Source organism: Pseudoalteromonas rubra (genome assembly GCF_001482385.1).
Lineage (GTDB): Bacteria > Pseudomonadota > Gammaproteobacteria > Enterobacterales > Alteromonadaceae > Pseudoalteromonas > Pseudoalteromonas ardens.
The window spans coordinates 206,047-227,011 of the sequence record NZ_CP013611.1; the positions used below are offsets into that span (position 1 = coordinate 206,047).

The following is a 20,965-nucleotide window of genomic DNA, read 5'->3' on the forward strand; positions in this document are numbered from 1 at the left end:
GTAGCTAAAACGTCAGGCCTGAATCCAGATACTGACCCAGCCCCAGGGTAAAAACCCATAATCCCCAAAGACTATGTTCGAGTACACAGACGGCTAAAGAGCGACTGTGTGCGTAGGTATAGGCAAATAACAATCCGCCGGCAAAAGAAAGTGCAATGGCCACCCAGTTGTCATATACACAGTGAGCTAGCGCGAATACAGCAGCACTCAACACAACCCGAATTGTCTTCCTCGGTAAAATACGCTTGTAGCGATGAAAAAAGTAGCTGCGAAACACCAGCTCTTGCGGTACTACCGATAATATTGGATAGGCTATTAGCAGGATCAACCAGTCATTGGTGGATTTGAGCGGCATATCAAACCAGCTTTCCTGATTCACCAGGCCATAAAACATGGCGGAAAACAGGGCACCGATAAAGAAGGTTGAAAACAGCCGCCGCTTCACTGTAGAAAAGGTCCCCAGACTGGTCAGGCGAAATCGTTTGAAATGTGGATCGGTGAGTAACAAATATGTACACACAGCTGTGAGTATAATCAAAGCCGGAAACAACCAATTGGCGAGTTGATGGCGAAATGCATAGGCAATAACAGGTAGCAGGAAAAACACCAGGAATAGTTCGCACCAGCGATATTGGTTTGCGTTCAATGTGGCCTCTGGTATGTCTGTCAGCGTTAGCCTAACTATAGTCAAGGCATTTCAACTCGGGTATAGCAGAACAAGGAAAACTTTGTCTATACCAATTTGCTTAATGACGTGTTCTATTTTGATGCAGGAAAATGTTGTTGATAACCAGCTAAGAATTTTGCTATTTAGTTGTTTTAAATGAGAAGATTCTAATGCCGTTAAGGTGATATTTGCTCCTTCAAATTGAACAGGTATTGAGTAAAGTTGGTATTCATCCGCTCAGGATTGACTTTTATGACAGAACTCCTTAGCCTGCCGGGCTTTGTTGTATAAAGACGGATGCATGATGAATAAAAGTGAACTGGTTACAGCCATGGCGGCGCACAGTGAATTGACCAAGAAAGACACACAGGCTGCACTGGGTAGTCTTATAAAACTTATCACCAAACGTCTCTCTGAAGGAGATCAGGTTCAACTTAATGGTATGGGCACCTTTACGCTGAGCTATCATCCGGCCAAGCCGGGCAGAAACCCCAGAACAGGGGAAGAGATCATGATCGAAGGGCAGAATAAAGTGCTGTTTAAGCCAGCCAAAGCGCTCAAGGACGCTCTGGCTGACAAATAGTCTAGGTGTTAGCGCGCGGTAGCGGCTTTCATGTCGCGTACAAAAGCGTTCAGGGCCTGATACATCGCAGGCTTGTCATCCAGATGCTGCTCAATAATTTTGACCACAGCAGAACCTGAGATGGCACCTGCGGCACCTGAGTCAAGTGCTGCTTTGACCTGCTCCGGCGTGGAGATACCGAAGCCCAGCAAGGCTGGGGCGGCATGGTACTCGGTGAGCTTAGTGATGATCTCACCGGTTGGCATTTGCACCTGGCTTTCTGTACCGGTCACACCAGCGCGCGAGAGCAAATAAGTATAGCCTCTGCCGTAACTGGCACATTCGCGTAAGGTATCATCACTGGCATTAGGCGTTGCGATGAAGATCGGCTCAATGCCTGCCTCTACCGCTGCTCGGCGGAACATTTTTGACTCGTGCAGCGGCACATCTGCAACCAATACCGAATCGACGCCAGCCGCTTTGGCTTGCTGGTAAAATGCATCCAGACCACGAGCGAAAATCAGGTTTGAATATAGTAGCAACCCAATTGGGATATGAGGATATTGCTCGCGCACTGCACGGATCACGTCAAAGCAATCTTCTGTGTCAATGTTCTGTTCTAGAGCACGAATATTTGCGGCCTGGATAACCGGACCGTCTGCGATGGGATCGGAAAACGGGATCCCCAGCTCCAGTGCATCCGCACCACCTTCAATCAGGCTTTTGATGATTGCGAGGCTGGTTTCTTTGTCCGGGTCGCCAATGGTGACGAACGGGACAAACGCGCCTTGCTGCTTGTCGTTTAGCTGCTGGAACATCTCATTGTAACGGCTCATAGCTCACCTCGCGCTTCTAATACCTGGTGGACATGGGCTAAGTCTTTGTCACCACGACCACTTAAATTGATCACTATTACTGTGTCTTGTTCTTGTGCCTCAGCATATTTCAATGCGTAGGCTAACGCATGACTGGATTCCAGCGCCGGAATGATCCCTTCATGTTTTGCCAATGACTGGAAAGCGGCCAGCGCTTCATCATCGGTTACAGCGACATACTGGGCCCGGCCGGTCTCGTGCAGGTAGGCGTGTTGCGGTCCAACAGCTGGGTAATCCAGACCCGCAGAGACCGAGTATGACTCCTCTATCTGGCCGTCCTGATTTTGCATGATATAAGTATAAGCACCATGTAAAATGCCTTTAGTCCCCTTACACAATGCTGCGCCATGTTCTTCGGTATCCAGACCTTTACCTGCGGGCTCCACGCCAATTAGTTTGACGTCTTTTTCGTCAATAAAGTCTGCAAACATCCCAATCGCATTGGAGCCTCCACCCACACAGGCCATGACTACATCCGGCAGTTTACCTTCAGCTTCCAGTACCTGTTGTTTTGCTTCTTCACCGATCATTTTTTGGAACTCACGTACCAGAGTCGGGAAAGGATGAGGGCCCGCTGCGGTACCAAGCAGGTAGTGGGCGGTTTTGTAATTGGCTGACCAGTCGCGCATCGCTTCATTTACGGCGTCTTTAAGTGTGCCTGAGCCTGCTGTAACCGGGATAACTTCTGCACCCATCAGGCGCATACGGAACACGTTGGGTTGCTGACGTTCAACGTCTTTGGCACCCATGTAAACGCGGCATTTCAGACCCAGCAGGGCACAGGCCAGTGCTGTTGCAACACCATGTTGCCCGGCGCCGGTCTCTGCGATGACTTCTGATTTACCCATACGTTTAGTGAGCAGCGCCTGGCCAAGCACCTGGTTGGTTTTGTGTGCGCCACCGTGGAGCAGATCTTCTCGTTTCAGATACAGCTTTACTTTTGGGTTTTTAACCAGGTTTCTGGTGAGCGTCAGTGGCGTCGGGCGCCCTGCAAACTCATTGAGTAATTGATAAAATTCCTGCTGAAATGCCGGGTCTTGTTGTGCTTTATTAAATTCCTGCTCAAGCTGCTTGAGCGCAGGAACTAGTAATTCAGGGACAAACATGCCACCAAAATCACCGTAATATCCTGTATTCATTTTTTCCACCTCAGTATTTACGAATTGTGTTAAAAGCTGTATTGAGTTTGTCGGCACACTTTTTACCCGGGCTGATCTCGACACCAGAGTTCAGATCGAATCCTGCTGCGCCCAGGTATGAGGCCTGTGTCAGGTTGTCAGCGCTCAGTCCGCCTGCCAGCATAAAGCTGCCCGGAGTCTGGCTAAGCAACTGCCAGTCAAATGCTTGCCCTGTTCCACCAAGCTGACCCTTGACTTTGGTGTCGTATAAATGTTTGTCGACGCCCTGTAATGGAGCAGGCAGATGGTCGCTGATCCCTTGGGCTTTCCAGATCTGGCAGTTAACAGGTAACAGTTTGCGCAGCTCATCAATGTAGTCTTGCGTTTCATTGCCATGTAATTGCACTGCGCTGAGCTTGAGGATGCGTACGTTTTCAATCACTTGTGTAAGTGGTGCATCGACAAATACGCCCACATAGTTGAGGGGCGCGCTGTCTACGACGGCTTTTGCACAGTCAATGTCAACATAACGGGGTGATTTGGGATAAAAAATCAATCCTCCGTATACTGCACCGGCCTCATAAGCGGCAATGGCGTCCTGACTGCGAGTTAAGCCACAGACCTTGTTTTCACCCAAGATCAGTTTGCGACAAGCGGTCTCCAGGTCTTGTTCAGCCATTAAAGAGCTGCCGACCAGGAAGCCATCGCAAATGGGGGCAAGACGTTTAACGTCTGCATGGGTATAGATACCCGATTCCGAGATTACAGTTCTATCGTCCGGGATTAATTTGCGTAAACGTTCGCTGGTCGCCAGATCTGTACTTAAATCTCTGAGATTGCGGTTATTGATACCAATGAGCCTGGCGTTCAGCGCAAGTGCGCGATGGACTTCTTCTTCATTGCTGACTTCAGTCAGGACTGCCATGTTCAGGCTGTGTGCAAGCTCGGCCAAAGCTGTGTAACGCGCATCATCGAGTACTGATAGCATTAACAAAATGGCATCGCCACCACTTAAACGGGCCAGGTACACCTGGTATTCATCGATAAAGAAGTCTTTACAGATGAGGGGTTGCGAGACCTGGGTTCTGACATAGCTAAGATACTCAAAATTACCCTGAAAATACTTTTCGTCAGTGAGCACACTGATGCAGCTGGCGTAACGACCGTAAACTGCGGTAATTTCATCCAGGTCGAAGTGTTGGCGGATCAGACCTTTCGACGGTGAGGCTTTTTTACACTCCAGAATAAACTGAGTTCCCGGGCGGCTCAGCGCCGCGTAAAAATCCCGATCACTGGGCGTAATTTGATCAACAAAGCGCTCCAGCGGGCGATCTTGTTTTCTTTGCGCGACTTCGACTTCTTTGTCAGCAACAATTTTTTCTAACACATTAGCCATTGCTCACCTCTACAATTTCAGCAAGTTTCTGCGCGCAGCGTCCGGACGCCAGTATTTCTGAAACCTGGCTACTGGCTGATTTCAGGTCCGTTGCTTTGTCTGTCATGACCAGCAGCGCGGCGACGTTGGCGATGATGGCAGCGTTATGTGCTTCTTTGCCTTTGCCATCGAGAATGTCGCGGGTTGCCTGGGCATTAAATTCCGGAGTATCACCAAAAATGGCTTCAAGCGGATAGCGTTGCAGCCCAAAATCTTCAGGCGTTATTGTGTAGTCTGTCAGAACGCCCTGATTGAGCTCGGTTACCTGAGTTTCGCCATGCAGTGCAATTTCATCGCAACCTGAACCATGAACGACCATGGCACGCTGAGTACCGAGTTTTTGTAAAGTCTCAGCCATGGGACGACAAAGTTTAGGGTCATAGACGCCAAGTAATTGCACCTGGGGCCTAGCTGGATTCGCAAGTGGACCAAGGATATTGAACAAGGTGCGGGTTTTGAGTTTAGTGCGCACCGGCATCGCATGTTTGACGCCAGCATGATAGTGCGGCGCAAACAAAAAGGTAAAGTTAGTTTGTTGCAAGCAGCGTGCACCCTGTAGGGGGTCCATATTCAGGTTTATGCCAAGTGTTTTTAGCAGATCAGCAGAACCGGATTTGCTGGATACGCTGCGGTTGCCATGTTTCACCATCGGGATGCCACAAGCGGCCGCAACGATTGCTGCTGTAGTACTGACATTGATGGTGTTAGTGCCATCACCCCCTGTGCCACAACTGTCTGCGCAAAGCAGGCCGTGGGTGTCAAATGCAGTGGCGTGATCGCGCATCGCTTTTGCTGCTCCGGCGATTTCTTCGGCGGTTTCCCCTTTTATTTTCAGGGCGACCAAGGCGGCGGTTAGCTGTACTTCATCCAGCTGGCCCTGCATGACTGCACTGAACAACTCTGTAGCCTCGGCAAAGTCCAGTGATTTTTGTTCTAGTAATAAATTTAAACTGTCCATGTCTACTCCTCAGATGTGAGATAGGCGATGCTTTGCTGTAACAGTTGAGCGCCGCATGGGGTTAAAATTGATTCCGGGTGAAACTGATACCCGATCACCTTATCGTCCGGGTGATAAATCGCCATTGGGATTTCTTCATAGTTGGCAATGACTTCCAGGCATTCAGGTACCTGAGTTGCCATAAGAGAGTGATAGCGAGCTACAGGAAAAGACTTACCCAGTCCGTCAAAAACGGGATGAGGTTTGACACTAATATGGGAAGATTTACCGTGCACTGTCTCACCGGCATGGCCAATGGCGCCACCATAGCTTTGTGTCAGTGCCTGTTGGCCAAGGCAGATCCCAAGCATGGGATAGTGACCTTTGCACAGTTCAATCAGCTCAAGTAAACACCCTGCATCTTTAGGTGCACCTGGACCCGGAGACAAAACCAGGATCACCGGATCGGTTTCTTGCTGCATCTTGGCAAAAATGGTGCGGGCATCGAGGTGATTACGATACACCACGAGCTCGGCCCCAAGTAGCGACAGCTCATCGACCAGATTGTAAGAGAAGGAATCAAAGTTATCGAGAAAATATATCTTAGGGATCATGCCGGTGCTCCTGCATAGGTCGATTGAATGGCTTTGATCACGGCACTGGCTTTCGCCCGGGTCTCATCGGCCTCGGCTTGTGGGTCAGAGTCATGAACAACGCCGGCACCGGCCTGAACCAGGGCCTGGCCATTTTTGACAAATGCTGAGCGGATCACGATACAGGAGTCCATTGCGCCATCGCCGGTCAGATAGCCCACAGCACCGCCGTAGCTACCACGTCGTTGTTGTTCTGTGTGCCTGACCAGCTCAGCCGCTTTGACTTTAGGCGCGCCTACCAGGGTGCCCATATTCATGCTGGCCTGGTATGCATGCAGGGCATCCAGATCTGGTTTCAGCTGACCGACTACGCGTGAAACCAAATGCATTACCTGAGAGTACCTGTCAACTTTCAGCAGCTCTTTGGCGTGGCGGGTACCCGGTATGCTGATCCGTGCCACATCGTTGCGGGCCAGATCAACCAGCATCAGGTGCTCTGCGCGTTCTTTTTGATCGTCTCTGAGTTCCAGTTCGATGCGGCTGTCGAGATCCGGGTTGATACTTCCATCGGCGAACTTGCCTCGAGGCCGGGTTCCCGCAATCGGGTATACTTCGACCTGATTACTCTGCTCACAATATTTCAATGCCGATTCAGGAGAGGCACCAAATAAAACAAACTCCTCATCACGCATGTAGAACATGTAAGGACTTGGGTTTTGTTGTTTAAGCGCTTTATAGGCCGAGAGGGGATCGGCACAGGGTAAAGAGAAGGTGCGAGAGGGCACAACCTGAAAAATGTCGCCATCTACGATGTGCTGCTTCAGTTTTACCACCTGCTCTATATAAGCTTCGTCACTGATATCAACACTGACCTCACAATTACCTTTAAGCGGGCTTGGTGAGAATGACTCCAAAGCATCACACTGATGATTAAGGACTTCAAGCTGTCGGCCTATTTCAAAACAGTTAGCATGAACGTCGGGGCCGTTGAATACATTACCTATCAACTCAGTCGTCTGAGCCTGATGATCTATGATCAGCAGGGTCTCCGCCAGGTAAAATACGTAGTCTGGGCAGCTATTTGCACCGTCCTGAACGTCAGGGAGTTGCTCAAAATTAGCAACCATATCATACGCAAATACGCCGCCCAGAAACAGCGAGAATGGTGTGTCTGAGTTGCACTTGATACGGTTGATACAGGTTCTGAGCGCGCTAAACGCGTTATCGGCCTTCAGCTTGGCATACTCATCGAGATCGGTCGATGTATCCCGATAAGTAATGGTCAGCACAGAGTTATCGAGCGTTACGCCACAGTGTTCTACTTCCTGCGCCAGATATGGCAGAAGTTGCTCGCCGTTGTTGGACAGCGCTCGTACTATGACATTCTTGCCCTTGCATTCAAAGCGCAGTGCTGTATCGACCAGGATAATGCTTTTTACATTGTCTTTGGAGTCTATTTCTGCAGATTCCAGCAACAATGAATTGGGCTTATCCAGCGCTGCGAACAGAGACAAGGGGCTGGCGATATATTCGCGCCGTAACCGAATACTGGTTACTTCCCCGGGCTGTGTCGTTATATGACTAAAAATCACACCTCATTCCTCGTAATTTTTTTAAATTAATCTAAAAAAAACCCCCGAAAGCGATTTGCTTGCGGGGGTCTATGTATTAGGTACAAAGATGCCGTCCCGCTAACTCAGGCACCACCACCAAGATTTCACTAGTAAAATAGTTGTTATATTATTGATCACTGTACAATATCTTTTAGAAAATTTAGCTATAAAAAAACCCGCGTGTTTAGCGCGGGTTTCGAAAATCTTGCATGCACAACGACTCACCCGCTAATTACGAGTGCCACCACCAAATGTTGAAAGTTGTTTGCGTTTTCATTTGTTAAGTCGTCGTTATGTAAATTTAGTAACCACAGTAAACCGCACTATGGGACAAAGTGTCAAGGTCAAATTGGAAAAAAAGCGGCCAGCCCCCGAAAATGGTTATTTTGGCCTAGCTATTTGCTGCATTATCACTGTTTGGTTCGTCAGATAACCGCCCGTAGAAGTAAACAACATGGTATACTAAAATCTGCATTTTTTTAGAAGGTTATGAGAGTTTGATAAAATACGACTTACACAGTCACAGTACTTTTTCGGATGGTCGTTTGGCGGTCGGTGCCTTGCTTGAACGAGCAACCGAAAGAGGTGTGGACGTACTTGCCATTACAGATCACGACACCACCGCTGGTCTTGCTCCTGCTCGGGCGTACATCACAGATCAGCAGTTGCCGCTGTCGCTTATCTCGGGGGTTGAGATTTCAACCAAGTGGGAGAGCTTTGAAATACACATTGTGGGTCTGAATATAGATGAGTCGAACAATGCACTGAGCACCTTGCTTGCCAGTCAACAGCAAAAACGTCGTGAGCGCGCTAAAGAGATTGGCGCACGATTGGCGAAGAGGGGTTATGAGGGTATCTATGAGCAGGCACAAATACTGGCTGAGGACGCTGAAATAACCCGCGCACATTTTGCCAAAGCACTGGTAGACAGAGGGGTCGCTAAGAATATTCAGGGTGTGTTTAAAAAGTTTCTGGGGCGTAACAAAATCGGGTATGTGCCCAGCAGCTGGTGCAGCATGGGTGAGGCAATAGACGCGATCCATCAGGCTAGTGGTGTGAGCGTGCTGGCGCATCCGGGCCGTTATCAGATGTCGAATAAGTGGCTCAGAAAACTACTAAGTGAATATAGTGCAGCGGGCGGCAAGGCAATGGAGGTCGCACAGCCACAACAGGCACCTTCGGAGCGACAATTTCTGGGTCAGCTGAGTCGTGAGTTTGACTTACTGGCCAGCCAGGGATCTGACTTTCATTATCCAACGAACTGGTTGGATCTTGGAAAAAATCTATACTTACCAAAAGATTGCCAAGGTGTTTGGCAGTTCTGGGGCGCGACAGAGGAGTGACAGCGTGAGCCAATTTTTCCATATCCATCCTGATAATCCACAAGGTCGTCTGATCCGTCAGGCCGTTGACATCATTCAGCAAGGTGGCGTAATCGTATATCCAACCGATTCAGGATACGCCATTGGGTGTAGCTTGGGTAACAAACAGGCTAAGGAGCGTATTGAGCGTATTCGCGGTATTGAGAAACATCATAACTTTACGCTGATGTGCCGTGATTTATCTGAGCTTTCGACTTATGCGCGTGTAGACAACCAAATGTTCCGGATGATCAAAAACAATACGCCAGGCCCTTATACGTTTATTCTCAAAGGGACCAAAGAAGTCCCCAGGCGATTGCTTAATGAGAAGAAAAAAACCATCGGGATCCGGGTAACAGAACATCCGATTACGGCTGCTTTACTGACCGAATTAGGTGAGCCTCTGATGTCTTGCTCGTTAATTTTGCCGGATGAGCAATTTACCGAATCGGACCCGGACGACATTCGCCTGCGTCTGGAAAAGCACGTTGACCTAATCATTCACGGTGGGTATCTGGTAGAGCAGGCGACGACTGTGATTGATATGTCCGACGATGAAGTGGTGATCCTGCGCCGTGGTTGCGGCGACACGACCCAGTTCGAATAATCATGTCTGATCAGAACGCCCAGCAAAAATTACCACTGGCATTTTTACATGGTGAGGCCGTGTTAGAAAAACCGGAGGATCTGTACATTCCTCCGGATGCACTGGAAGTCATACTGGAGACCTTTGAGGGGCCGCTCGATCTGTTGTTGTATCTCATTAAACGCCACAAGCTGGATATCCTTGAGCTACCGATACTGAGTATCACACAGCAATACGTTCAGTATGTGGAGATGATGCAGGACATGCAGCTGGAGCTGGCCGGTGAATATTTGGTTATGGCGGCTTTACTGGCACAGATTAAATCGCGGTTATTGTTGCCGGTTCACGAAGAACTGGAGGATGAGGAAGATCCGCGTGCAGAGTTGGTCAGACGGCTTCAGGAGTATGAGCAATTTAAAAAAGCGGCTGAAAATCTTGACCAAATCCCCCGTGTCGATCGGGAGATTTTTGTTGCCCGCGCGCTGATGGAAGAATCAGAAGAACCACAAGCCCGACTACCAGACATCGAAATGGCTGAGCTGCTTTTGGCCCTGAGTGATGTGATGGCACGGGCAAAAACCTTTGAACATCATCAGATCAGTGCCGAAGTGTTATCTACTCGTGAGCGCATGGCCGCAATCCTTCAGTTTTTGTCTGAACATACCGAGCCGGTTGAGTTTACACGTTTATTTACTTTGTCAGAGGGGCGCAGTGGTGTAGTGGTCACATTTATCGCTATGCTTGAGTTATTGAAAGAGCAATTGATTAACTGCTTGCAGGTGACTCCCGCCGGTACGCCCGCCAGTGCAATTTATTTGTCATTAAAGCTACACGAGTGAGGCGGGCTCTGTCATAATACGCCGCTTTAGACTAGCCTTATCCTACTTGCATGAAACGTCGTATCAGTGATGAACAATTGGTTGAACTGGTTGAAGCAGCCATATTCGTTGCCGATAAGCCTTTGTCTCGCAAACAACTGAAAGAAACTGTTTTGCAGGATATTCATGTATCTGATGCCCGTCTCAGGCAGGCACTGGATACCTTAAGCGAGCATTATCAAACCCGCGGTGTCAAACTGGTTGAAGTCGGAACGGGCTATCGTTTTCAGGCCTGTGCCAGCCTAAGTCCGTGGCTCAGTAATCTGTGGCAGGAAAAAGCGCCAAAGTATTCTCGTGCAACGCTCGAAACATTGGCGCTGATCGCTTATCGACAACCTATAACCCGGGGTGAGATTGAGCAGGTGCGAGGTGTGACGGTCAGCTCGAATATCATCAAAAGCCTGTTAGAGCGGCAATGGATAAAGATAGTGGGTTATAAAGAGGTGCCGGGTAAACCCGCACTGTATGCAACAACGAAACAATTTTTAGACTACTTTTCGCTTAATGGATTGGATATGCTTCCTGAGCTGCCTTCCCAACAGGGCGAAAAGCTAGATCAGATGTTAGATGATCCTTCTGTGAGAGAACCATCAGAATGAGTGAGAAGTTACAAAAAGTTTTAGCACGCGCTGGCGTTGGCTCGCGACGTGAAATGGAAAAGTACATCGAAAGCAACCGTGTTAGTGTTGATGGCAAGGTGGCCCGACTGGGCGATCGTGTTGAGGAAAATGCGGTTATCCGGGTCGATGGGCATATCGTAAAAGTAGAACAGCAGGATGATAGGATCTGCCGTGTCTTGATGTACCACAAGCCAGAAGGTGAGTTGTGTACGCGCAAAGATCCGGAAGGGCGTCGTACTGTGTTTGACCGTCTCCCGCGTATTGAAGGCGATCGCTGGATTGCTATCGGCCGATTGGATGTTAATACGTCAGGTTTGTTATTGTTCACCAATGATGGCGAACTGGCCAATCGTTTGATGCATCCAAAATATGAAGTAGAACGAGAGTATTCGGTACGAGTATTTGGTGACGTGACTAATGAGCACCTGCGTAACCTGAAAAAAGGCGTAGAACTGGAAGATGGCCCGGCGAAATTCCTGAAGCTGGCGCCACGCGGTGGTGAAGGCCTGAACAAGTGGTTTAATGTCACTTTGACCGAAGGCCGTAATCGCGAAGTGCGTCGCTTATGGCAGTCTCAGGAACTTGAAGTCTCGCGCCTTATTCGTATTCGTTACGGTAAGTTAGAGTTGGGCAAACGCCTACCTCAGGGCGGCTGGGAAGAGCTGAAGCTGGAAGATGTGAATTATCTTCGTAAATCTGTCGGAATGCGCCCTGAAACGCAAACTAAGCTGTCGGTGATGCCTGAAAAGCGTAAAGACAAGCGTGCTAAGATAAACCGTATTCGCAAGGCGGTAAGCAAGCATAATCAGCGCCTCAAGCAAAGCAAACGTCGTTAACAGACATAAAAAAAGCCGCTTACGCGGCTTTTTTTATGTCTTTATTTTACCTGGGCGTCCAGCGACTGGCCATTTACTTCGGTCGAGTCATCGGACATCAGATAAAGATAAGTAGGCATCAATTCTTCAGGTGTCTTTAATTTATCTTTGTCTTCACCCGGGTAGGCTGTGGCGCGCATGCCAGTGCGCGTGGCCCCTGGGTTGATACAGTTTATGCGAATGTTGGTTTTGCCTACTTCTGCGGCCCAGGTTTGCATCATTCCTTCAGTAGCGAACTTAGAAATCGCATAGGCTCCCCAGAATTCACGACCCTGACGGCCGACTCCAGATGAAGTGAAGATAACAGAGGCACTGGGGGCTTTACGCATAACAGGGAACAGATATTTAGTGATCATTGCCTGTGCAGTAACGTTTACCTTCATGATGTTTTCGAAGGTGGACACACAAAAGTGTTCCAGCGGACCCAATGCACCTAATATAGAGGCATTGTTCAGTAGTCCATCAAGCTTGCCAAATTGTTGTTCGATAGTGGCGGCAAGATCACGGTAGTGTTGTTTTGTAGCACCTTTAAGGTCTAAAGGCACGATGGCAGGCTTTGGATAACCTGCGGCGACGATTTCGTCATAAACACACTCTAGTTTGCTGGTGGTTTTCCCCAGCAAAATAACTGTTGCACCATGTTTGGCATAGGTCAGTGCAGCAACCCGGCCAATGCCATCGCCTGCACCAGTGACCAAAATCACTTTGTTTTCTAAAGCATTCTCAGCTGCTTGATAAGTATGCATTTTGAACCTCTGAGCTAATTTTTCCGCATATTTTACCACATACCACAGCCAAGTTATCGAATTTATTGTAAATATGGCTGGCGAAACGCTACACTTTGCGTTAACTTAAACTGGTCTAATGTCTTATTAAAAGCAGATTTACCTTTAAGTACCTTTTTGCAAAGGTTTTAACTAAATATTCTCTGATTGGTCAATTTACCAGCTAATTTAAGCAGTTAGGTTGAATTCAGGGCTAAGAATAATAATAAGATTATGTCGGAGCCAAATAAATGAAAAAAATGCTACTCTCACTCGCGGTTTCTGCAGCCTTAGCAGGTTGTGGTGGCGGTGAAACCCTTGAAGATGTAAAACAAGAAAGCACAGCTGTAACACCCAGCGCCTCGATCAAATTCGACCCTTCAAACGGTGTGATCTCAGTGCCTAACGATCTGCTGTTTAACGGCACTAAAGATGGCACGCTGAATATTCCAGGTGAACTGAACGATGACGGCTCTGTTAAAGTCCAGCGTGCCAACTATGCCGATCCTTCACTGGCGTTAGGCGCACTGGATGGTTGGTCAACACAAATGCCATTTGCGATTGATTTAACGGTGCCAGCCGGTGTTGAAATTGATGCGGCGAGTGTTTCTACGCCCGGCGCTGTGAGAATTTTTGAAGTAGTCATGGGCGCCAGCCTGACTGACCAGGACTGTGCAACTGTGCCAGCCGGGATTGCCTGTAAAGGGGTCGCTGAGCTGACCTTTGGCCCTACGGGTGATTTCATCGCTCAGTTAGGTGCAGATGGGAAAAGCATTAATGTTATTCCTGTTAAGCCGCTAAAATCGGCAACGACTTACATCACAGTGTTAACAACAAGTCTGAAAGACACTTCGGGTAGTGTCGCGCCTTCTTCTTCTTACACATTGCTTAAGCAAGAAGCGCCTTTGGTCACACCTGCACAAAAAGGCTTGCAAGCGGTTGTGCGCAGCTATGAGAATGCGGTGGCATCTCTGGGCACTGTGACAAGTGAAGAAATCATTTATTCAGCTGCAATGACAACACACTCGACTTTTGAAGTCATGGGTGCCGTGAAACAGTTGCTGGCAGCGTCTTTGACAACTGAGCAAAGACCCGTTTTGAGCGTTGGCCAGCAGCCTGCTGATGGCTTGACGGTTGCCGATTTGCCGGGCCTCCCTTTATCTGACGAAATTCGTCCTTTGTTCCGCTCTGTAAGATACTTGCAAGGTAATATTGTTTTACCGCGTTACCTGGGTGAGCCGCAAACGAAAGACGACGCAGCGCTGGCAGATACCTACTGGCAGGCACAGTGTGATAACGCAGCAGCTGTTGCTGGCTATATTCAGGCAACAGGTGGCACGCCAGAGCTAAGAGAAGGTAACGATACGCTTTGTAATGCGTTATCTGAAGGCCGTTTGAGAGACTTAGGCCTGGATCAGCACAAGTTTGTCAGCAAATATAACCCAATTCCAAAAGCGCTGGGCGCGAATAATATTCCGGTCCAGATCACTATGCCTGCGGACGAAACAAACCGCCCAGAAACAGGCTGGCCGGTTATTATCATGCAGCATGGTATCACCAGTAAGAAAGAAGACATGCTGGGTCTGACGCTGGCATTGACTCAGGCTGGTTTTGCAACGGTTGCAATTGATCATCCATTGCATGGCGATCGCGGTATTGATGTAGACGGCGATGGTGAAGATGATTTCAATGCCTCAACCAAGAGTGTGTTGCACTACATGAACCTGCAATCACTGTTAGTGGCGCGTGATAACCTGCGCCAGTCAACAGCCGACCTGCTGGGTCTGCGTCTGGGTCTGAATTTCATCAATCAGGCGACGGCGGTTCCTTTGCTGTTCAATACACAGGATGTGAGCTTTATTGGTCACTCTTTGGGATCGGTTGTTGGGCCTAGCTTCATCGCGTTGGCTAATACACCGCTGGATGAGCAGGTTGATGCCTTGTTTAACGTGAAAGCGGGCGCCTTATCAAGCGGCGGTTCGGGCATTGCAAACTTCCTGGTGGAGTCTGCTTCGTTTGGTCCTGTAGTGAAAAGCGCTGTCTTGTCTGCGGCAACGGATTTGGCTGTATCAAAACAGTTTAATGCTTACCGGGCAGAAGGTGCTATCGCAGATTGCGGTCAGTTTGCGACTGATGCCGGCGCGTTTGCAAACTGTACATATTCAACCTTTACGGCACAGCTTGAGGCGAACGGTGATACCGTTTCTTTGGAGGCAATTGATGCAACCGTAACCCAATTTGCTTATGCAGCACAAAGCGTGCTGGGTAGTGCTGACCCGCTCAACTATGCTGGCGCGGTAAACGCGCTGGGTACACCTATTTACATGGGGGTCATTGTAGGTGGCGAGAATGGCAATAAAGAAGATCAGGTAATCCCACCTTCAACGCAAAGCAATCCGTTGTCTGGCAGCTTGCCAATGGCCGCTGTAATGGGGCTAACGCCTGTGAGCGAAACGCAAATGTCAACCGACGGCACAGCAGGTAGCTATGTTGTGCGTTTTAGCCAGGGGCATCATAGCTCGCTGTTGACCACCAGCTTTGACGAGCGTTCGGGTGGCACAGCAGAAGGTCATGCCGCAGCGACCATGGAAATCCAGCAGCAGTTGGCGACTTTCCTGGTTTCAAAAGGTCTGAAGTTACCAATCACCAATGATGCTGTTATTGCAAAATAATCGCATATGAGAGATTATGAAAAAGCCGCTGTTTTAGCGGCTTTTTTTTACTTAAATTTCAGGAGTAGAAAGTTGGTATTTTTATACGAATACGGATTATTTTTGGCTAAAGCGGTGACGCTGATCGCTGCGTTAGGTGCGATTATTGCGATGATAGTTGCAGCAAGTCATAAGCCGAGTTCACAGTCCGGTGAAATCGAGCTGACCAATCTGTCCAAACGACTGGACGAGGCTAAAGAGCAGTTTCTGGCACAAACCCTGGATAAGAAAGCGCTGAAATCCCATCTTAAGCAGCAGAAAAAAACGCAATCAGAACACTCAACCGAAACAAAAAAGCGTGTCTTTGTTGTTGAGTTTTGCGGCAGTATGGATGCTCATGAGGTCGAAAATCTCAGAGAGGAAGTGACGGCTATTTTGACCATTGCAGATGCAAAGCAGGATCAGGTCGTAGTTAACCTAGAGAGCGGTGGGGGAGTTGTACATGGTTATGGGCTGGCTGCTTCACAATTACAACGTTTCAAAGATGCGGGTCTGCCACTGACTGTGTGTGTGGATAAAATCGCAGCCAGTGGGGGTTATATGATGGCCTGTGTGGCAGATAAAATCATCGCTGCACCATTTGCCATTGTAGGCTCAATTGGCGTCATTGCCCAGATGCCTAACTTTAATAAGCTGCTAAAAAAGAACGACATTGATTACGAGCAAATAACCGCTGGTGAGTTTAAGCGAACGTTGACTCTGTTTGGTGAGAATACGGATAAAGGGCGAGAAAAGTTCCGTGAAGAAGTGGAGCATACCCATGGTTTGTTCAAGCGTTTTGTCAGCGATAACAGACCGAATATGGATATTGATAAAGTGGCGACTGGAGAGCATTGGCTGGCCACACACGCACATGAGTTTGATCTGGTAGACGAAATTCGCACCAGTGACGATCTGTTGTTAGACTTAAATCAGGCCCATCAGCTCTATCAGGTGCGATTTAAGCTGAAAAAATCGCTGGCTGAGAAACTGGGCGTAGGTGTCAGTCTTAGCCTTGAAAAAGGCGTGATGCGGTTGTTCTCTAAATGGCAAAAATCGAGTTATTAAGCACTTAGGGCAGTGTGGTTTGCACATTGCCTACTTATTTTGGTCTGTTTTTTCAGGCCTGAGTATATAATGTTGCAACGTGGCTATGCCTGGCGCTAGAGTGTGCCACTGTTCAGCTCTTATATTCAGCTCGACATAACCTGCTGTCACTATGTTATCAAACTGGTGTGTACTCAGATGATTTACCAGTATCGTCATGGCAGGGTTGTGGCCAATTATCGTCACATCATTGTACTGGTCCGGCAGCAGGTGCAGGCAGTCCATTAAGTCGACGGCATCAAAGGTATAGAGCGCCGGTATTTCCTCAATAGCCTGAGCCACCTGACATTGAGCGTGCAAGATATGCGCAGTATCCCGTGCCCGGCGAGCAGGGCTGGTGAATATATGAGTATCAGGCAGCAAGCCTAACCGGTTTGCCAGCGCCTGAGCCCTGCGCACTCCTTTGGGTTTGAGCGGCCGGTCAATGTCGTGCAGCAGAGGTTCCTGCCAGCTGGACTTGGCGTGTCGGATCAATCTAAGTGTTTTATTCATACATAACCCAACGAATAAGTATGTTCTCAGTGTAGACTAGGGTGTCGTGAACAGCTCATTTTCCAGGGTATTGCCATTAATTAACTGCTTGTAAGTCCAGCCCTGATTATGACAGAGCTCCAGTAATGCAATATCCAGCGCCGTATGGCTGGTATCATACTCGATAACAAATTCATCAGGCTGAGATTGTCTGACGTGTTTCACTCCGTTAAGGTGAGCTATCTGCTCCTGCATCTGATCGGTAACCTGCTGAAGTTGTAGTGTCAAAAAGGCGGTGCTGGACTTGTTTTGGGTATATCTTTGATGACTGGTTAGTTTACCTTGTTCAAGATACAACACAGTGTCACATAAGCGTTCCAGCTCACTCAGATCATGTGAACTGAGCATAAAGGTGATGTCTTTACTTAGACTGGCAATCAATGAACGGATGGCTTTTGCATTGATGGGATCTAACCCTGCTGTTGCCTCGTCGAGCAAGACAATTTTGGGCTCACCTATTAAAGCTTGTGCAATGCAGATCCGTTTTCTCATACCATGGGACAGCTCAGAGGCTTTGGCATTGAGCTGGTTACTTAGATCAACAAGTTCCAAAACGCGTTCTGTTTCACGTGTCGCGTCACGGCGACTTAACCCCTGTAACTGACCATAAAAGGTCAGTTGTTTGCCCACAGAAAAGCGGGGGTCCAGCTGTGCATCTTGTGGTAAGGCACTTAGGACACCGAACAGGACGTTGTCGCCTGGTGTATGTCCAAATACTTTGACGCTGCCTGCATCAGCTTGTAAAAAGCCACACAAGATACTGAATAACGTTGTTTTTCCTGCTCCATTGGGCCCTACCAATGCAACCGTATGGCCGTGGTCTAACGTAAAGCTGACCTTGTCCAGCGCACATTTGCTGGAAAATCGCTTGGTGACGTCGTTGACTTCGATGACAAATGGCGTTGGAGTACTCATAGATCTTTCCTTTTCATTAGCCAAAATGCAGCACTTAACAATACCGCAGTTTGCAGCAGGGGAAGTGCAATGGCGTGTAAACCGATACCGTGCCAGGGGGCAATGTCGCTGATATGCACACCGGGTAGCAAATAATACAGCCAGTGAACCGGTTCGAACAAAGAGCTCAGGTAACTAATCAGCATATTCCCGACGGTGAACAGTAAGCTGGCATAAATGATACTTAGCCTGGCTGAGCTGGCGAGCAGATTAAGTAAGCTCATCAGCGCGATGAAGGGAAGTGTGGTCAAAACCAGTAACGCAATAATAGAGGTAGTTTTACCCAGGCCTGCCATGGCCAGTGTGGCATCCCGGGTGAGCATGAGTACCCAAGCAGCAAAGGCTGAGGCCGTGATCAGGGTCAGTAAAATAAGCGCCTGGCCTGTAAATCGGCCGAGCAGGATCTCTCCACGGTTGGCACGTAATGTCAGGAATCTGAGCGTGCCCCGTTTTGCGTCCTCAACCGTTTGATCTGCGCTGACAAACAAGGTAAAAACTGGAAAACTAAATAACGCAATAATCCAGTAGACCGACAGTTCAGCCTCTGGCCAACGTGCAAGTGAATAGAGCCCCACTGAACCGGCTATTTGCACCGCGATATCAGAGAACTCTGGGCTGTTGAGAACAGAAACTGCGTGATAAATGGGGAAGCGTAAAATCATTAGCCACACCATAGTGAAGGCGGCCAGCGCCAGCCAGCCGCGTTTGGTCGCAAACAAGCGGGTCAGTTCAAACTGACTCAATAATATGATTCTTTTTAGTGGCATAGTGCACTCCTTTTGCGGATACCTTAACGCAAAAGCAAATAGATGGGAAAGGTGAGAATTGTTTCAGAGTGTGGCGAATAAAAAAGAGCCCGCAGGCTCTTTTTTAAATCGAAGGAATTACCAACCGCACTGGCGGTTTTTATTTTGCTCATCCAGATAAGTCTGAAGTGGTGCAAAGTAATCCAGGATAGCGGTTGCGTCCATTTGCTGACTGCCAGTGACGCTTTCCAGTGCTTCTTGCCATGGACGGCTGCTGCCCATTTCAAGCATGGCATTTAAGCGCTCGCCCGCTTCTTTCGAGTTGTAAACTGAACAACGATGAATGGCTTCTTTGTTACCAGCAATTTCACATAGTGCTTTGTGGAATTCAAATTGCAAAATGTGTGCAAGGAAGTAACGTGTGTAAGGTACATTGCCTGGTACGTGATATTTTGCACCTGGGTCAAAGTCGTTTTCGCTACGTGTAACAGGTGCCTGAAGACCTTGATACTTTTCACGTAATTCCCACCAGGCCTGATTGTATTCTGCCGGGCTGATTTCACCGGAGTACACTTTCCAGCGCCACTGGTCAACTAGCAGGCCAAATGGAATGAAAGCAATTTTGTCAAGCGCCATTTTCATCAACAGACCAATGTCTTTCGATTCATCTGGTACTTGCTCTAACAGACCGATTTCTTTGAGGTAACCAGGCGTGACTGACAGAGCAATGGTGTCACCGATAGCTTCATGGAAACCATCGTTGGCACTTTCCTGATAATACAACGGCAGTTTGTTGTAAGCACGTTGATAGAAGTTATGGCCTAACTCGTGGTGAATAACGGAGAATTCTTCACCAGTGCGCTGGATACACATCTTAATACGCAGATCGTCTTTGTTATCCAGGTTCCAGGCTGACGCATGACACTGTACGTCACGATCTTGCGGTTTGGTGAATAATGAACGAGTCCAGAAGGTCTCTGGCAGTGGTTCAAAGCCCATTGAAGTAAAGAACTTCTCAGCACCTTTTACCATCTTGATTTCATCGTAATTATGCTGCTCTAGCAGTTCAGTGACGTTATAACCCGGATCGGCATTTTCAGGTGCGACCAGATCATAGATGTTACCCCACTGTTGTGCCCACATGTTACCTAGCAGGTGTGCCGGGATTGGCTGATCTTGTGGTACTTTGTCTTCGCCGTACTTTTCGCCAAGCTTTGCGCGAACATGACAATGCAATGAGTCATAAAGCGGTTTTACCTGACCCCAGATACGATCAAGTTCTTTGGCGAAATCATCCGCGGGCATATCGTATTTGCTGCGCCACATTGCGCCTGTATCGCGATACCCCAGCTCCTGAGCACCTTCATTTGCCAAAGACACTAAGTCTTTATACAGAGGGCGCATTTGAGGAGAAACCTGACGCCAGCCTTGCCATACGTCCAATAGTTCATCGTAGTTTCGGCTGTTGGCCATTTTGGATGTCATTTCACCCAGACTCATGCAGTTGCCGTCTTTACAGTATTTACCTTTACCGTACATACCGTCCAGCTCTGCCGATAGCTTAGCCAGCTCAGCCGTTTTGGCCGCGTCTTTTGGCGCTGGTAATGTCAGGTTAAGTTTCAGCTTGTCGAGTTTACGACGATTGTCGTAACTTAGCTCAAGTTCGTCAAACTTAGCTGCTTCATTGGCCAATGCGACTAGTTTTTCAGTGTATTCCTGGCTTACGTCAGCGGCCAGTGATGCCGTGTCTTCTGTAATGAAGTTGGCATAGATCCAGGCTGAACGTGCACTGCGATAGCTCAGGTCCTGCAGGTCTTTTTCTGCTTTGGTTAAAAATGCTTCAGCGTCTTTTTCGGTCAGGGTTGACGTGCTTGTTGAGTTACATCCACTCAGAGAGAGTGCCCCGGCAACCACGAGGGCGCCCAGGCTGAGTTTGAATTGTAGTGCCATCATTGTTCCAATTATCGTTATTAGAGACGTGATAATACCAGTGTCGGTTGATTGCGACAAATCGCGTTGTATAAGCTGAGTAAAAATATTGTGATAAGTGGCA

The 20,965-nt window shown here is 48.4% G+C and carries 20 protein-coding genes; 8 read left to right on the top strand and 12 right to left on the bottom strand.

Annotated features, from left to right (window positions below; genetic code table 11):
- Window positions 1-4: 4 nt before the first annotated feature.
- Window positions 5-646 carry a CPBP family intramembrane glutamic endopeptidase gene (locus tag AT705_RS00945; protein ID WP_058795106.1) on the bottom strand — a complete coding sequence of 214 codons (642 nt, stop codon included), beginning with the start codon at window positions 644-646 and terminating at the stop codon, window positions 5-7.
- A 325-nt stretch (window positions 647-971) separates the two neighbouring features.
- On the opposite strand from AT705_RS00945, the gene AT705_RS00950 reads away from it, so the two are divergent.
- Complete coding sequence (locus tag AT705_RS00950; RefSeq protein ID WP_049862994.1) at window positions 972-1,250, top strand: HU family DNA-binding protein; 279 nt, start codon at window positions 972-974, stop codon at window positions 1,248-1,250.
- A gap of 8 nt (window positions 1,251-1,258) precedes the next feature.
- Here the strand turns inward: AT705_RS00950 and trpA are convergent, their stop codons facing one another.
- The 6 genes from trpA to AT705_RS00980 are packed head-to-tail and all read right to left on the bottom strand — an operon-like array spanning window position 1,259 to window position 7,779.
- The gene (gene trpA, locus AT705_RS00955; RefSeq protein WP_058795107.1) at window positions 1,259-2,065 is read right to left on the bottom strand and encodes a tryptophan synthase subunit alpha; all 807 of its coding nucleotides are present in this window, start codon (window positions 2,063-2,065) and stop codon (window positions 1,259-1,261) included.
- The gene (gene trpB, locus AT705_RS00960; protein ID WP_010385487.1) at window positions 2,062-3,243 is read right to left on the bottom strand and encodes a tryptophan synthase subunit beta; all 1,182 of its coding nucleotides are present in this window, start codon (window positions 3,241-3,243) and stop codon (window positions 2,062-2,064) included. Before trpB ends, trpA begins: the two co-directional genes overlap by 4 nt.
- A gap of 10 nt (window positions 3,244-3,253) precedes the next feature.
- Window positions 3,254-4,618: a bifunctional indole-3-glycerol-phosphate synthase TrpC/phosphoribosylanthranilate isomerase TrpF gene (gene trpCF, locus AT705_RS00965; protein ID WP_058795108.1), complete on the bottom strand. Its 1,365-nt coding sequence runs from the start codon at window positions 4,616-4,618 to the stop codon at window positions 3,254-3,256.
- Complete coding sequence (gene trpD / locus AT705_RS00970) at window positions 4,611-5,615, bottom strand: anthranilate phosphoribosyltransferase (protein WP_058795109.1); 1,005 nt, start codon at window positions 5,613-5,615, stop codon at window positions 4,611-4,613. The genes trpCF and trpD overlap by 8 nt, the downstream gene beginning before the upstream one ends.
- A 2-nt stretch (window positions 5,616-5,617) precedes the next feature.
- Window positions 5,618-6,208, bottom strand: a complete 591-nt coding sequence (locus AT705_RS00975) for an aminodeoxychorismate/anthranilate synthase component II (RefSeq protein WP_058795110.1) — start codon at window positions 6,206-6,208, stop codon at window positions 5,618-5,620.
- Complete coding sequence (locus tag AT705_RS00980; protein ID WP_058795111.1) at window positions 6,205-7,779, bottom strand: anthranilate synthase component 1; 1,575 nt, start codon at window positions 7,777-7,779, stop codon at window positions 6,205-6,207. Before AT705_RS00980 ends, AT705_RS00975 begins: the two co-directional genes overlap by 4 nt.
- Window positions 7,780-8,297: 518 nt before the next feature.
- On the opposite strand from AT705_RS00980, the gene rnm reads away from it, so the two are divergent.
- The 5 genes from rnm to rluB are packed head-to-tail and all read left to right on the top strand — an operon-like array spanning window position 8,298 to window position 12,081.
- A complete protein-coding gene (gene rnm / locus AT705_RS00985; RefSeq protein WP_058795112.1) occupies window positions 8,298-9,143 on the top strand; it encodes an RNase RNM in 846 nt (281 codons plus the stop codon).
- Window positions 9,144-9,147: 4 nt separating this feature from the next.
- Window positions 9,148-9,768, top strand: a complete 621-nt coding sequence (locus AT705_RS00990; RefSeq protein ID WP_010385480.1) for an L-threonylcarbamoyladenylate synthase — start codon at window positions 9,148-9,150, stop codon at window positions 9,766-9,768.
- A 2-nt stretch (window positions 9,769-9,770) separates the two neighbouring features.
- Window positions 9,771-10,586: a segregation and condensation protein A gene (locus AT705_RS00995; protein ID WP_058795113.1), complete on the top strand. Its 816-nt coding sequence runs from the start codon at window positions 9,771-9,773 to the stop codon at window positions 10,584-10,586.
- A gap of 50 nt (window positions 10,587-10,636) precedes the next feature.
- Window positions 10,637-11,224, top strand: a complete 588-nt coding sequence (gene scpB, locus AT705_RS01000; protein ID WP_058795114.1) for an SMC-Scp complex subunit ScpB — start codon at window positions 10,637-10,639, stop codon at window positions 11,222-11,224.
- Window positions 11,221-12,081: a 23S rRNA pseudouridine(2605) synthase RluB gene (gene rluB / locus AT705_RS01005; protein ID WP_010385476.1), complete on the top strand. Its 861-nt coding sequence runs from the start codon at window positions 11,221-11,223 to the stop codon at window positions 12,079-12,081. Before scpB ends, rluB begins: the two co-directional genes overlap by 4 nt.
- A gap of 41 nt (window positions 12,082-12,122) precedes the next feature.
- Here rluB and AT705_RS01010 read toward each other — a convergent pair whose 3' ends face one another.
- Complete coding sequence (locus tag AT705_RS01010; protein ID WP_058795115.1) at window positions 12,123-12,866, bottom strand: YciK family oxidoreductase; 744 nt, start codon at window positions 12,864-12,866, stop codon at window positions 12,123-12,125.
- A 269-nt stretch (window positions 12,867-13,135) separates the two neighbouring features.
- Here AT705_RS01010 and AT705_RS01015 point away from each other — a divergent pair, with 269 nt between their 5' ends.
- Window positions 13,136-15,556, top strand: a complete 2,421-nt coding sequence (locus AT705_RS01015) for a VolA/Pla-1 family phospholipase (RefSeq protein ID WP_058795116.1) — start codon at window positions 13,136-13,138, stop codon at window positions 15,554-15,556.
- Between the two features lie 72 nt (window positions 15,557-15,628).
- On the top strand, window positions 15,629-16,642 hold the full coding sequence (gene sohB, locus AT705_RS01020) for a protease SohB (RefSeq protein WP_058797876.1): 1,014 nt from the start codon (window positions 15,629-15,631) through the stop codon (window positions 16,640-16,642).
- Between the two features lie 30 nt (window positions 16,643-16,672).
- On the opposite strand, the gene AT705_RS01025 is transcribed toward sohB, so the two are convergent.
- The 4 genes from AT705_RS01025 to AT705_RS01040 form a co-directional block, all read right to left on the bottom strand.
- Entirely contained in the window at window positions 16,673-17,173 is a 501-nt protein-coding gene (locus AT705_RS01025) for a SixA phosphatase family protein (RefSeq protein WP_058795117.1), read from the bottom strand.
- Window positions 17,174-17,209: 36 nt separating this feature from the next.
- Window positions 17,210-18,127 carry an ABC transporter ATP-binding protein gene (locus tag AT705_RS01030; RefSeq protein WP_058795118.1) on the bottom strand — a complete coding sequence of 306 codons (918 nt, stop codon included), beginning with the start codon at window positions 18,125-18,127 and terminating at the stop codon, window positions 17,210-17,212.
- Window positions 18,124-18,933 (bottom strand): ABC transporter permease subunit, encoded by an 810-nt coding sequence (locus tag AT705_RS01035; RefSeq protein ID WP_058795119.1) that lies wholly within the window; start codon window positions 18,931-18,933, stop codon window positions 18,124-18,126. The genes AT705_RS01030 and AT705_RS01035 overlap by 4 nt, the downstream gene beginning before the upstream one ends.
- A 117-nt stretch (window positions 18,934-19,050) precedes the next feature.
- Window positions 19,051-20,862: a M2 family metallopeptidase gene (locus AT705_RS01040; protein WP_049863018.1), complete on the bottom strand. Its 1,812-nt coding sequence runs from the start codon at window positions 20,860-20,862 to the stop codon at window positions 19,051-19,053.
- Window positions 20,863-20,965 lie beyond the last annotated feature (103 nt).